Below are 13,291 nucleotides of genomic sequence, written 5' to 3' on the forward strand. Positions count from 1 at the left end.
GTTTTAAAACAAGAATATTAGCAAAAATAGCAGCACTTACATTGGTTCAATATATTAACAAATTTATATTTGACAGACCAATTAATAATATTAAAAATCAAATAATTTAATTTCACCCAACGGGTTATTTATTATAAGCTTTATTACATTTTTGTATTTTCATCTAAAATCGAAATCAAGAAAACAAAAAGATGCTGCAATCTTTGATAGTGAAATAAGAATATCTAAAAAACTAAGTGATGAACTTACTCATGATATTTATCAAACTTTGACTTTTGCAAAAAATAGTGATTTAGAAAAAGATGATAATAAAGAAAATTTATTAAGTAATTTAGATCTTATTTATTCAAAAACGAGAACTATTTCGAAGGAAAATAGTCCTGTAATAATTGACAAAAATTATCCCGCAGCACTAAAAGAAATGATTTCAGGTTTTCAAACCTCTGAAATAAATTTCATCTTAAATGGATTTGACTCAATATTATGTACCAAAATAGACAAAAATAAAAAGATCACTATTTACAGAGTATTACATGAATTGCTATTAAACATGAAGAAACACAGTAATGCCTCATTAGTGGTAATCAATTTTAGCACAGCAAATAATTACATTTTTATAAATTATATGGATAACGGAAAAGGAATTCATATAGATGACCTTTCTTTTAAAAATGGCTTAAAAAATGTTGAAAATCGTATATTAAATATTAAAGGAGAAATTAATATCAATTCCAGATCAGATATGGGGTTTAAAGTTTTTATTAAATTGATTTTATAAGAATGAAAAAGAGGTTAAACCTTTTTAAGTATTGGACTCAAAATCGCTTACAGATTAAAATTCTATTTTTTATTCTGCTGGGTTTACTTGTTATGCCATCCTGTGAAAGGATAACTGAAAAGAAAATCATCAAAAAGAACCAAACAACAGAAATAAAAAATAAAATAAAAAAGGGTGATTACTTTTTAAATAAAGCAAAAAATGACAGCGCATACTTTTATTTAAATCAAGCTATATTACTTTGTGAACCTAAGAAAGATTACGCAGAATATTACGTTTATGCGCTTTCCTGTATAGCGAATATTCAAAAAAACAATAGTGATTATTTTGCTTCTGAAGAAACACTAACAAAAACACTTCCTTATTTAAAAAACATCAAAAACCCCGAATATGCGTATAACGTCTACACTTTAATAGCATATAATTATTACTATAGTTTTGATTATAACAGCGCAATCTTATACCATCTTAAAGCACTAAAACTAGCACAAACATCCTATAAAAAATCAGTGATTTTAAATGATATTATTCTTATTTATCTAAGTCAGGAAAAATATATTGAGGCTTTAAAAATATTAATCCCATTGACAGCGAGAAAAATAAACCATGAAAACGATCCAAGGAAAACAGATAACAATTATTCGCTTTTGTTAGATAATTTAGGATATTGCTACTACAAGCTGGGAAATCCCAAAGCTGTAGATTGTCTTAATAAAAGCTTAAAAATTAAATTGAAACAAAATGATCAATATGGATTAATAGGAACTTACAATACTCTCTCATTATTATATTCAAAAACCGATCAAAAATTATCGAAATTATATGCTAAGAAAGCCTATAAAAGTGCATCGATAACAAATGCTATAATTTATAAACTTGTTGGTTTAGCTACATTAATAGAAAAAAGTGAAGGAGAAGAACTTAAAAAATATTCATTAGATTTTATTAAAATTGCAGATAGTTTTACCTCTGCAAGACAAAAAGCAAAAAATGAATTTTCAAGAATTCGATATGAATCTGAAACAGATAAAGCCGAAAATCTGCAACTCAAAGTTCAAAAGATTGAAAATGAATTACAATTAGAAAAACAGAAAAATCGAAATAGTATTTCGTATATCATTATCTTTTTTACAACTGCAATAAGTTTATTTCTCTATATTTATCTAATACTGAAATCAAGAAAGGAAAAAAATAAAGCCATATTTGAAAGTGAAATACGAATTTCTAAAAAACTAAGTGACGAACTTGCTAATGATGTTTATCATACGCTAAGTTTTACCCAAAATACAGATCTTGGGAAAGAAGAAAATAAAGAAGAGTTATTGAATAATTTAGATACTATTTATTTGAGAACCAGAAATATTTCTAAAGAAAACAGTGCTATTACTACAGGTATAAATTATGGAGATAATCTAAAGGAAATGATTTCCGGCTTTAAAACACCGGAACTTAATATAATATTAAATGGTTTTGATTCTGTTTTTTGGGATGAAATTGCAAAAAATAAAAAAATAGTCCTTTTTAGAGTTTTACAGGAATTGTTTTCTAATATGAAAAAACATAGCAATGCATCTTTAGTTGTAATAACATTTAAAATATTGAATCAAAATCTGTTTATTAATTATACTGATAACGGAAATGGCGCCGATCTAAATAATAATGTCCCAAGAAATGGTTTAAGGAATGTTGAAAAAAGAATTCAGAGCATTAAAGGTCAAATTGATATTGATTCAATAACCGGATCTGGATTTAAGGTTTTTATTAAATTTCCCATTTGATGAGACATTTATTATATTTTCTGAAAAACAATGTGATCATTAAGGGCACAAACTTTTTTTTATTATTTGCAATTATATTTTGCACGCAATCCTGCGAAAAAAAAACAGAAAAGAGACCTTCGATAAAAAATTATTCTTCTCAAATCAAAAAATATATTAACAAGGCTGATCTTTATTATTATGCTGACAAACTAGATAGCTCTTATTTATATTATAATAAAGCTCAACTAATTTGTAATCCCAAAGTAAATATTGATGAATATGTATACTCTTTGTCCTCTATGGCAGAAATTCAATCTGTATTTAGTAATTATGTTGTAAGTGAAGCATTATTGACAAAAACACTTCCTTATTTAAAAAAAACCAGTAAACCTATATATGCCCGGAATGTTTACAGTTTCATTGGGTATAATTATTATAATATGTATGATTACCAGAATGCTATTTTATATCACCGAAAAGCATTTCATCTTCCGGGTTCATCATTCAAGAAAACACTTATTTTAACAGATATCATACTTGTATATTTGGCCCAGAAAAGATATCAAGAAGCTGCTGAAATATTAGAAATATTAGCTTCTAAAAAAATCACGTTTAAGAAAGATCCCCAATCAAGTGAGAAACTTTATTTTGAGATATTAAATAATCTGGGATTCTGTTATTACAATCTAAAAATAAACGGATCTTTAAATTTGTACAATAAAAGCTTAAAAGCAAATCTTAAATTAGATAATGACTTTGGGTTAATTAATAATTATAAGAATCTATCTAATTATTACCTGATTAGTAATCCTGAACTCGCTAAGGAATACGCAAAGAAATCGTATCAAAGAGCCTGTAAAGTTAATTCGGCCACTAACAAAGCAAATTCTTTGGCACAATTAATAAAAACGACAAAAGGGAATGATCTAAAAAAATACTCGCTGGATTATATCAAAATAATTGATAGTATTACAAAAGGAAGAAAACAGGCTAAAAATCAATTTTCTACAATAAAATACGAATCTAAAAAAGATAAAGAGGAGAATTTTCAATTAAAAGCTCAAAAAGCAGAAAATGATTTGCAATTAGAAAAACAGAAAAAACGAAATATTATTTCTTATGTCATCATCTTTTTTAGTACTGTATCAAGTTTTGCGCTTTATTTTCATTTAACTTCGAAAGTAAAAAAAGAAAAAGACAAGCTGATTTTTGAAAGCGAGATGAGAATATCCGGAAAACTTCATGATGAACTCGCTAATGATGTGTATAAAACTTTGGCCTATGCCGAAAAAATTGATCTTTCACAAGAAAAGAATAGAGAACAATTACTGAATATTCTGGATACTATTTATTTCAGAACCAGAAATATTTCTAAAGAAAATAGTCCTATCATAACAAATGAAAATTATAACATTGCACTGAAAGAAATGATATCCGGTTATAAAACTTCAGATATCAATATTATATTAAATGGTTTTGATTTAATAACCTGGAATAAAATTGAAAAAAATAAAAAAATTATCCTTTACAGAGTACTACAAGAATTATTTTCAAACATGAAAAAACACAGTCAGGCAACTTTAGTAAGCATTAATTTAAAAAAAGATGAAAAAAAATTAACTGTAGTTTATAATGATAACGGTGTTGGGACTAATAAAAAGACTACAATTTCAAAAAATGGATTACAAAATGTGGAAACCCGTATTAAAACTATAAATGGAAATATTATTTTTGACAATAATTTAGAAAAAGGATTTAGATTAACATTCTCTATTCCTTTATAAACACAACAATATGTTCAAAAAAGTTTTAGTTGCCGAAGATTTAGATAGTATAAGTATTGCAGTTATTCAAGTACTTGAAGACTTACAAATCCCTACAATTCACCATGTAAAATATTGTGATGATGGATTACTAAAAATTAAAAAAGCTTTGCTTGAGAACGAACCTTATGATCTATTAATAAGCGATTTATCTTTTAAAACAGACCATCGTGACATTCATCTTTCTAGTGGTGAAGAACTTATAGAATCAGCAAATGGAGTTCAGCCCAAATTAAAAAAAATAGTATTTTCTATCGAAGATAAGTCCTATCGTATAAAATCACTTTTTTATGATTTAGGAATAAATGCTTATGTTTCTAAAGGTAGAAATAGTATTTCTGAATTAAGAAAAGCAATTGAAGGAACTTTTAGAAACGAAGAAAGAATACTTTCTTCTGATTTGTCTTTTAATTTTAATGACAAGTCGTTAATTGAAATTGAATCGTATGACATCTCAATTTTAAAGCTTCTAGCTCAAGGTTATATATTAGAAAATATCTCTAGCGAATTTAAATCGTCGTCAATAACTCCAAACGGAACAAGCAGCATTGAAAAACGAATCAATAAGTTAAAAATATATTTTAAGGCAAATAATAATGTTCATTTGATCGCAATTGCTAAAGATTTTGGCTTAGTGTAAATTATATAAGTATTTTACGGTTTCCCGTAAGGAAATGTTTTTTTATAAATTTACATTTGTACTAAATCTATTAGCAATTAAATGAAAACCAAATATAATCTTAGTTCTGAGAAAGATTTACGGCAAAACTTCATCTTAAAAATTAGTACAACCAAAAATAAAATTATCGTGAAAACAATGTTACTCTGCCTTTTTTTATCGTTAAGCTTTGCATTTGTTTCTGAAAAAACAGGATGGCTTGAAGTTGATTGGAAAATTATTTTTATTCCTGCTCTTTTGGTATTGCAAATTATAATCATAGGAACAGCTTTAAAAAACAGATATAAAAAACATTAAATCTCGTCTTTGTAAGAAATAAATCTTGTCTTAAAAAGATGTTTTTTAAACGCAGATTAAATACTATTTAAAAATTATCAAACTTTTGAAATGCTTATATTTGAACTTTTAAATTTAGCATGAAAAACATTTTAAGATTATTTTTCTTATTTTATACTTCTTTAACTTTTTCGCAAACCAAAATTCTATCCTGGAATTTGGAAAACTTTGGAAAATCTAAATCTCAATCCGAATTAAATTACATTGCCAATACCATATTAAATTATGATATTATAGCAATTCAGGAAGTTGTTGCAGGATATGGAGGAGCCCAAGCTGTCGCAAAACTCGCTTTAGCATTGAATGATAAAGGATCTAAATGGGATTACACAATTAGTAACCCAACAAGCAGCAGCAGTTATAAAACCGAACGTTATGCTTTTATCTGGAAAACCAGCAGAGTAAAACTTAAAGGAAATGCATGGCTGGAAAAAAAATATCATTTAGAAATTGATCGCGAACCCTATTTTGGCACATTTGAAATCAACAATAAGACTATAACTTTAGTTAATTTTCATGCGATAACCAAAAGCAAACAGCCTGAAACTGAAATCAAATATTTTAAGTTTTTACCACTTGAATATCCCGCTTTAAATTTGGTGTTTTTAGGCGATTTTAATTGTCCGCAATCTCATACAGTTTTTAATCCATTGAAAAAAATGGGCTACACTCCTATTTTACAAAATCAAAAAACAACATTAAAACAACAATGCAAAAACAATAATTGTCTTGCATCTGAATTTGATAATATTTTCTATAAGGCAATTTCGTTAACGTACATTCATTCAGGAATAATTCCGTTTTATGAAAATTTCAATTCCTTAAAAGAAGCCCGAAAAATATCCGACCATGTCCCTATTTGGTTTGAATTTTCTATGAACTAATTATGTTTTTAATTTTTTCTTTTTGGCAGCAGGAAATAGAACATTGTTCAAAATCAAACGATAACCGGGAGAGTTTGGGTGCAAATCTAAAACCGTAGAAGGATCTCCAACCTGATGCTGAAAATCTTCAGGATCATGACCACCAAAAAAAGTAAACATTCCTTTTCCTTTTTCTCCGTGAATATACCTTGACTCCCCATTAAGCTCGCAAGTTCCCATTATCAGGACATTTGATTTTATTAAAGCAGTATCAAAGGAAGTCGTTTGTCCCATAAAACCTTTTATCAATTGTGTATGGTTTTGACATAACATACTTGGAATTGGATCCCATTTTGCTGAGAATTCCATTAATGAAAAATAATCTTTTTCCATGGAAATTCTGCGTTTTGTTGTCATATCAATATCTGAAAATTCATAAACTTCAGGTCTTCTTTCTAGTGTAAAGTTTTTAAAGGCAAATGAATTTCCGTAATTTAATTTTGTTTGATAATTTGATTCGCTTGCATCGCCATCAAACATAGCTTCACAAATATCTACACCATCTGCCGAAAGTGCAATATCAAAACTATCTGTTGCAGAACACATTGCAAACATAAATCCTCCACCAATGACAAAATCCCTGATTTTTTTTGCAACTGCGCCTTTTTCCTGCGAGACTTTGCTATATCCTAATTTAGTGGCAAGAGCTTCTGCATCCTTTTTTTGATCTATATACCAAGGTGTATTTTTGTAGGCAGCATAAAACTTTCCGTATTGTCCGGTAAAATCCTCGTGATGCAAATGCAGCCAGTCATAAAGTAATAATTGATCGCTTAAAACCTCTTCATCATAAATTGGAGTAAAAGGAATTTCGGCATACGTTAAAACTAATGTCACGGCATCATCCCACGGCTGTTTGCCTTTTGGAGTATAAACTGCAATTTTAGGCGCTTTTTCCAGTATCACAGATTCCATATTTTGTGACGGACTTGAAATTTCGTCTAAAATGGAAGCTTCTTCACTATCTGAAATTATTTCAAAACTCACACCACGAATCTTGCATTCTCTACGAATTTCTTCTGCATCCGGAAGCAAAAATGAACCTCCGCGATAATTCAATAACCAGCTTGCCTTATAATCTTTACTTAAACACCAATAGGTTATTCCGTATGCTTTTAGATGATTTTGTTGTGTGGTTTCGTCCATCGGAATTAAAATAAACGAAGCTTTTGCAGTTAATGAAAGTAGAAATATGAAGATATAAACTAAACTCTTATTCATTATAAAAATTATTTTAGTAAAGATATAAAGGAAGCATTAAAAAACACAATAGATACTTGTCTTTTATAACGTAATAAACGTTAAATAAAATATCCTGTTTTATCAAAATCACGTAGAAACACGCATTTTTTCAAAATATATTATTGTTACATTTGTTACCCCAGATCATCAAACTAATCAATGTAAAACCAAACACTATGAAGTTTAATGATGATAATAACCAACCAAAGGGATTTAATATGATGCGAAAAATAGGATTATGTGTACTTGTACTAAGTATTATTTTATACTATGTTTTATCAATTCAATTTTTAACCAGCTAAATTTAGATTGTCAATACAGCAATTTCATTTTGAATTGCATACACAACTAAGCCCGCAATATTTCTGGATTCTGTTTTTAGCAGTAAATTGTTACGGTGACCTTCGACAGTTCTCGGACTTAAATAAAGATGTTCAGCAATTTCGTGAGTCGTTTTTTGCTGGCAAATAAGTTGTAGAATTTCTATTTCACGCTGCGAAAGAAAACCTGTTTCTAAATTTCCTTTAGAATTTTTAGTCGAAATAATAGTTTCCTGAATTGTTTTTAAAACATTTTCATTATAATGAAATCCTTTTCTTGCTACTTGATTAATTGTATGGATAAGATCTTTTGGAGTTGTGTTTTTTATTAAATAAGCAACAGCCCCTACCTGAATCATATTAGCAATAAATGATTTTGTATCATAACTTGTTAAAGCAATTATTTTAATATCGGGATATAATTTACGAATGATTTTTGTAGCTTCTACTCCATTTAAGACAGGCATTTTCAAATCCATCACAATAATATCCGGTTTGATTTCAATGTCATTTAAATTAGAAAGAAGTTCCTCTCCGTTAGATGCTTCAAAAATAATATCGATATTATCTTCTCTTTGCAACAAAAAAGAAATTCCTTTCCGGAATAAAACTTCATCATCGACTAAAGCAATTTTAATAGCGGCACTCATTTTATTTGATTTTGGTCGTTTGGTATGCCGAAATTACAAAATATGAAATGAAAAATGATACAAGAATCTTAATATATTAATTAAAAAACTTGCTTATATCTATATTTTAACTTAAAACGTAAAAATTACTTGAATCCCTTTACCAATTTGAGAGTCAATTTTTAAAGTTCCGTTTAAAAATGAAATTCTACTATCTATGTTTTTCATACCTAATCCCTTTTGATTTTCAGAGTTTTCGATATTAAATCCTACTCCGTTATCTTCATAAGTACAAGTATTTATTCCGTTTTCATTTTTAAATTTGATCCAGATTTCAGTTGCTTTTCCGTGACGTAAAGAGTTATTCATTAATTCCTGCAAAACCCTGAAAATATGCAAATGACGATCGATTTCATTTTGATCAAAGTCAATTTCGTTTTTGTAATGAACTTTTACAGATTTACTGCTTTCAAATTCATCACATAATTCTTCGACACCCGCATTAAGTCCAAATTTTTCAAAAACAGGAGGTAATAAATTATGGGCAATTTTTCGGGAATTTTCTAACGCTTTTGCCGTTAGATTAATAATATTTCCGGTAATTTCCTGTGTTTCTTCTTCTGTTAAATTTGGAGCCGAAAGTAAATGAGTATTTAATGAAACAATATTAAGTTTAGAACTAATATCATCATGTAAATCCTGAGCTATTCGTTTTCGTTCTTCTTCCTGAGCAACAATAACGGCGTGTAATTGTTCTTTTTGAAGATGAATTTCAAGATCACGTTTTTCTAATTCTTTCTGAATAATTTTTTTTCTGGAGAAATAAAAAAATGCGATTAAAAAAATTGCCACAACCATAAAAAAACATGATGTGTAAAGAATTATGGCAACAATTTCTTTCTCGTAAACGGGAGTTTCGCTCATAACGTTGTTTTATATTGCTTTATTAGTTCTAAAACTCACATTCCATTCATATAATATAAATAACTGATTCACAAGCACAAAAAAGGCATTTAGATTCCAGGTTATAAGTTTAAAATCATTACTTAGATCAATTGTCAGATTACCTACAAGAAACAATACAGTACTTGCTAATAAATAAATAATCAACCCCACTGTGATATAATAGTATCTTTTATTGTTTAAAAGCATATTATATAAATAGAGAAGAGCAAAAAAAACAACTAACAGTGATGTCAGTATAATTTCAAGCAAGTTAAATTTAAAAAACAATTCAGGCTCAAATAAATACTGAACTGCCAACACTAATAAACCTGAATACATGGAAATTACAACTATTTTTTTTTGTAACGGATTATTACCTAAAAGGGTTTTATAAAATAGCCCTAATAAAATAAACTGTCCAATAAAATATAAATGAATTAAATAGAGATTATTTATTTTAAATAAAACGAGTACCTCCATTGCAAACTGCACTATCACTAATAAAAAAAGATAATAATTATAAGTCTGAAAGGCTTTCCCAAATTTGGAAAAGCCTTTAGAATATAATATAAAATTGATTATCAAAACTAAATAACCAAAATATGTAAAGAACAAATATAACATGTGGTTTTGTTAAAGTGGACTATCAGGATCTCCATTTGGAGGACAAGGACGAGTAGCATCATAAACAACATCATCGTTTTCTACTTCATTTCCTGATTTAAAAACATCTCTGTAAATACCTGTTTTTTTATCTAATTTAGTACCAACGAATAATAAAACCTGCTCCCCTGCATTATTAACACCTTTGTAAGCACGAACAGCATCAATATCCTGATCTAGTACAAGTTTTAATGTTTCTAAAGGAATTAAATAAGCACTTGTTTTATTTTTGCCTTCTTCATCTTCTGCCGGAGCTTTACGATATTTATCTACCCACACTTTTGCTTGTGTTAGACCGACTTCAACTGATCCTAAATTTTTTTCTTCTGACATAATTTAAATTTGTTTTTGGTTAAAAGTTAATGTGTAATTGTTTTAAACAATTGTTTAGCTAAACTACTCAATTTTATCAGAAAATTAACATTAATACCCATAAAAAAAAGCCTCATAAAGAGGCTTAATTGTTTTATTAAAATGGGACATCGCTGTCGTCGTCATCATCATTTAAATTACTTCCAAAAGCTTCATTAGCCGATGGCAGATTTTTAGTTATGAATGGATTTTCCTCATGATTCATTTTTGATGGTAAATCGTCATAATTTCCTGAGAAATCATCCAGGTTATCAAATTTTCCTAAGTGTCCTATAAATTTCAAACGAACGTTTTCGATACCACCATTACGGTGTTTTGCAATCATAATTTCCGCCTGACCTGCTGTTGGCGAAGCTTCATCATCATCCCATTCGTCAATTTTATAATATTCAGGTCGATATAAAAACGATACAATATCCGCATCCTGCTCAATCGCCCCGGATTCACGAAGATCTGATAGCAACGGACGTTTACTTGATCCACGGGTTTCAACAGCACGCGATAACTGCGAAAGTGCAATTACCGGAACGTTTAGCTCTTTTGCCAAAGCCTTTAAGTTTCGGGAAATTGTAGAAATCTCCTGCTCACGATTTCCTCCTCCTTTACCATTTCCTCCGGCAGTCATTAATTGCAAATAATCGACAATGATAATTCTAATACCGTGTTGTGAAACTAAACGACGGCATTTTGCTCTTAAATCGAAAATCGAAAGTGATGGCGTATCATCAATAAACAAAGGCGCTTTTTCTAGGTTCTTTACTTTAGTACTCAACATTGTCCATTCGTGAGGTTCTAATTTACCGGTACGTAATTTCTCAGATGACAATCCTGTTTCTGATGAAATTAGCCTTGTAATTAACTGAACCGAAGCCATCTCCAGAGAAAACAATGCCACCGGATGTCCAAAATCAATTGCAATATTTCTGGCCATTGAAAGTACAAACGCGGTTTTTCCCATCGCAGGTCTCGCCGCAATAATAATTAAATCCGAAGGCTGCCATCCTGAAGTTAGTTTGTCAAGATTTGTAAAACCGGTTTCAACACCACTTAAACCTTCCTGTTTCGCAATTTCTTCAATACGTTTTTTTGCCTGAAGTACTAAACTCTGCGCAGTTTCAGAACTACGTTTGATATTTCCTTGTGTAACTTCGTATAATTTCGATTCTGCCTGATCCAGCAAATCAAATACATCTGTTGTTTCATCATACGACGCTTCAATAATTTCAGAAGAAATTCGAATCAAACTCCTTTGAATAAACTTTTGAAGAATGATACGGGAGTGAAATTCAATATGCGCCGAAGATGCAATTTTTTGCGTAAGCTGAATTAAATAAAAATCACCGCCTACTAAATCTAATTTTCCGTTTTTCTTCAATTGTGCCGAAACGGTCAACAAGTCAATTGGCTGTGTTTCTGTAAAAAGCTGAACGATTGCTTCGAATATAAATTTATGTGCATCTTTATAAAATGCATCGGCTTGTAAAATGTCAATTACATCATCTACCCCTTTTTTATCAATCATCATTGCCCCAAGTACAGCCTCTTCTAAATCAAGTACTTGTGGAGGAAGCTTTCCTTTTTCCAGACTAATAATTGTGGTTTTATCTACCTTTACAGGATTTACATTTTTGAAATTTTCCATATAGCGAAAGTAGCAAAATTTAAAAAAAAATTGCTATCGAGTTATAACTATTAATTGTTTATAAATAAGAGATTTTTGTTCATAACCAAAAAAAAATCCGAAACTGTAAGGCTTCGGATTTTAAATATTCCTGTAAGAATTTACTCCTTATACTCGCCCATCTGACTGTACTTGTCCATTCTTTGGGCAATTAAGTCGGCTGTTGATAAGTCTTTCAATTCGTTATATCCTTTGGTAATATATTCTGCCACTGTTTTAAAAGTAGTTTCACGATCGTAGTGTGCACCTCCTAATGGTTCAGGTATAACATCATCAACTAATTTTTGTCTTTTCATGTCTGATGAAGTTAATTTCAAAGCATCGGCAGCACGTTCTTTGTACTCCCAGCTTTTCCATAAAATAGACGAACATGATTCTGGTGAAATTACAGAGTACCAAGTATTTTCTAACATATATACTTTATCTCCAACACCTATTCCTAAAGCTCCTCCAGAAGCACCTTCACCAACAATAATCGTGATAATTGGCACTTTCAAACGAACCATTTCAAAAATATTTCTGGCAATAGCTTCCCCTTGTCCTCTTTCTTCGGCTTCTAATCCTGGATATGCACCCGGAGTATCTACTAAAGTTAAAACCGGAATCCCAAATTTCTCTGCCATTTTCATCAAACGCAAAGCTTTACGATATCCTTCTGGGTTTGCCATACCAAAATTACGGTATTGACGTGTTTTAGTATTAAAACCTTTTTGCTGACCTACAATCATAAACGACTGACCGTTTACTTTTCCTAGTCCGCCAACCATCGCTTTATCATCTTTAAAACCTCTGTCTCCATGAAGCTCAAGAAAAGTATCACCGCAAATTGCTCTGATATAATCTAATGTATATGGTCTGTTGGGATGCCTTGATAGTTGAACTCGTTGCCAAGCAGTAAGGTTTTTGTATATTTCTTTTTTAGTTTGCTCTAATTTTTTGTTGATTTCCTGGCAGGTTGGTGTTACATCAACATCAGATTCTTTTCCAATTATAACACACTTTTGTAATTGCTCTTCAAGTTCTTTTATTGGAAGCTCAAAATCTAAATATTCCATGGATTTTTGAATTTTGTTTGTAAATCGAACCGCAAATATAAAAATATTATATCATTGGTGTCGTTAAATCGTATTTAAAATATAA

The 13,291-nt window shown here is 29.7% G+C and carries 13 protein-coding genes and 1 pseudogene; 7 read left to right on the forward strand and 7 right to left on the reverse strand.

The window, feature by feature from the left end; genetic code table 11:
• The 7 genes and pseudogenes from KHA90_RS14250 to KHA90_RS14280 all read left to right on the forward strand — a co-directional run.
• A pseudogene (locus KHA90_RS14250) lies at window positions 1–110 on the forward strand (IS982 family transposase); the annotation flags it as partial.
• Window positions 111–151: 41 nt separating this feature from the next.
• The gene (locus KHA90_RS14255) at window positions 152–778 is read left to right on the forward strand and encodes a sensor histidine kinase (RefSeq protein ID WP_213301464.1); all 627 of its coding nucleotides are present in this window, start codon (window positions 152–154) and stop codon (window positions 776–778) included.
• Window positions 779–780: 2 nt separating this feature from the next.
• The gene (locus tag KHA90_RS14260; protein WP_213301467.1) at window positions 781–2,556 is read left to right on the forward strand and encodes a tetratricopeptide repeat-containing sensor histidine kinase; all 1,776 of its coding nucleotides are present in this window, start codon (window positions 781–783) and stop codon (window positions 2,554–2,556) included.
• A 281-nt stretch (window positions 2,557–2,837) separates the two neighbouring features.
• Entirely contained in the window at window positions 2,838–4,322 is a 1,485-nt protein-coding gene (locus tag KHA90_RS14265; protein ID WP_213301470.1) for a tetratricopeptide repeat-containing sensor histidine kinase, read from the forward strand.
• A 10-nt stretch (window positions 4,323–4,332) separates the two neighbouring features.
• The gene (locus KHA90_RS14270; RefSeq protein WP_213301473.1) at window positions 4,333–5,001 is read left to right on the forward strand and encodes a helix-turn-helix domain-containing protein; all 669 of its coding nucleotides are present in this window, start codon (window positions 4,333–4,335) and stop codon (window positions 4,999–5,001) included.
• A gap of 81 nt (window positions 5,002–5,082) precedes the next feature.
• Window positions 5,083–5,337, forward strand: a complete 255-nt coding sequence (locus KHA90_RS14275) for a hypothetical protein (protein WP_213301476.1) — start codon at window positions 5,083–5,085, stop codon at window positions 5,335–5,337.
• Between the two features lie 119 nt (window positions 5,338–5,456).
• On the forward strand, window positions 5,457–6,260 hold the full coding sequence (locus KHA90_RS14280; RefSeq protein ID WP_213301479.1) for an endonuclease/exonuclease/phosphatase family protein: 804 nt from the start codon (window positions 5,457–5,459) through the stop codon (window positions 6,258–6,260).
• On the opposite strand, the gene KHA90_RS14285 is transcribed toward KHA90_RS14280, so the two are convergent.
• From KHA90_RS14285 to KHA90_RS14315, 7 genes are all read right to left on the reverse strand, one after another.
• Window positions 6,261–7,520 (reverse strand): asparagine synthetase B, encoded by a 1,260-nt coding sequence (locus tag KHA90_RS14285; RefSeq protein ID WP_213301482.1) that lies wholly within the window; start codon window positions 7,518–7,520, stop codon window positions 6,261–6,263.
• Between the two features lie 325 nt (window positions 7,521–7,845).
• Window positions 7,846–8,511 carry a response regulator transcription factor gene (locus KHA90_RS14290; protein ID WP_213301485.1) on the reverse strand — a complete coding sequence of 222 codons (666 nt, stop codon included), beginning with the start codon at window positions 8,509–8,511 and terminating at the stop codon, window positions 7,846–7,848.
• A 111-nt stretch (window positions 8,512–8,622) separates the two neighbouring features.
• On the reverse strand, window positions 8,623–9,414 hold the full coding sequence (locus KHA90_RS14295; protein ID WP_213301488.1) for a sensor histidine kinase: 792 nt from the start codon (window positions 9,412–9,414) through the stop codon (window positions 8,623–8,625).
• Window positions 9,415–9,423: 9 nt separating this feature from the next.
• Window positions 9,424–9,915, reverse strand: a complete 492-nt coding sequence (locus KHA90_RS14300) for a hypothetical protein (protein ID WP_213301491.1) — start codon at window positions 9,913–9,915, stop codon at window positions 9,424–9,426.
• Between the two features lie 153 nt (window positions 9,916–10,068).
• Window positions 10,069–10,431: a hypothetical protein gene (locus tag KHA90_RS14305; RefSeq protein WP_213301494.1), complete on the reverse strand. Its 363-nt coding sequence runs from the start codon at window positions 10,429–10,431 to the stop codon at window positions 10,069–10,071.
• Between the two features lie 136 nt (window positions 10,432–10,567).
• Window positions 10,568–12,112 (reverse strand): replicative DNA helicase, encoded by a 1,545-nt coding sequence (dnaB, locus tag KHA90_RS14310; protein ID WP_213301497.1) that lies wholly within the window; start codon window positions 12,110–12,112, stop codon window positions 10,568–10,570.
• Between the two features lie 140 nt (window positions 12,113–12,252).
• Window positions 12,253–13,206 carry an acetyl-CoA carboxylase carboxyltransferase subunit alpha gene (locus KHA90_RS14315; RefSeq protein WP_213301500.1) on the reverse strand — a complete coding sequence of 318 codons (954 nt, stop codon included), beginning with the start codon at window positions 13,204–13,206 and terminating at the stop codon, window positions 12,253–12,255.
• Window positions 13,207–13,291: the final 85 nt, after the last annotated feature.

This window comes from Flavobacterium psychroterrae, from assembly GCF_018380615.1.
GTDB lineage: Bacteria > Bacteroidota > Bacteroidia > Flavobacteriales > Flavobacteriaceae > Flavobacterium > Flavobacterium psychroterrae.

Excerpts from the sequence above, each read along its gene's own strand:
- dnaB (WP_213301497.1), bottom strand. The coding sequence starts at position 12,112 with ATGGAAAATTTCAAAAATGTAAATCCTGTAAAGGTAGATAAAACCACA.
- KHA90_RS14285 (WP_213301482.1), bottom strand. The coding sequence starts at position 7,520 with ATGAATAAGAGTTTAGTTTATATCTTCATATTTCTACTTTCATTAACT.
- KHA90_RS14280 (WP_213301479.1), top strand. The coding sequence starts at position 5,457 with ATGAAAAACATTTTAAGATTATTTTTCTTATTTTATACTTCTTTAACT.
- KHA90_RS14315 (WP_213301500.1), bottom strand. The coding sequence starts at position 13,206 with ATGGAATATTTAGATTTTGAGCTTCCAATAAAAGAACTTGAAGAGCAA.
- KHA90_RS14305 (WP_213301494.1), bottom strand. The coding sequence starts at position 10,431 with ATGTCAGAAGAAAAAAATTTAGGATCAGTTGAAGTCGGTCTAACACAA.
- KHA90_RS14295 (WP_213301488.1), bottom strand. The coding sequence starts at position 9,414 with ATGAGCGAAACTCCCGTTTACGAGAAAGAAATTGTTGCCATAATTCTT.
- KHA90_RS14290 (WP_213301485.1), bottom strand. The coding sequence starts at position 8,511 with ATGAGTGCCGCTATTAAAATTGCTTTAGTCGATGATGAAGTTTTATTC.
- KHA90_RS14300 (WP_213301491.1), bottom strand. The coding sequence starts at position 9,915 with ATGGAGGTACTCGTTTTATTTAAAATAAATAATCTCTATTTAATTCAT.
- KHA90_RS14270 (WP_213301473.1), top strand. The coding sequence starts at position 4,333 with ATGTTCAAAAAAGTTTTAGTTGCCGAAGATTTAGATAGTATAAGTATT.
- KHA90_RS14275 (WP_213301476.1), top strand. The coding sequence starts at position 5,083 with ATGAAAACCAAATATAATCTTAGTTCTGAGAAAGATTTACGGCAAAAC.
- KHA90_RS14260 (WP_213301467.1), top strand. The coding sequence starts at position 781 with ATGAAAAAGAGGTTAAACCTTTTTAAGTATTGGACTCAAAATCGCTTA.
- KHA90_RS14265 (WP_213301470.1), top strand. The coding sequence starts at position 2,838 with ATGGCAGAAATTCAATCTGTATTTAGTAATTATGTTGTAAGTGAAGCA.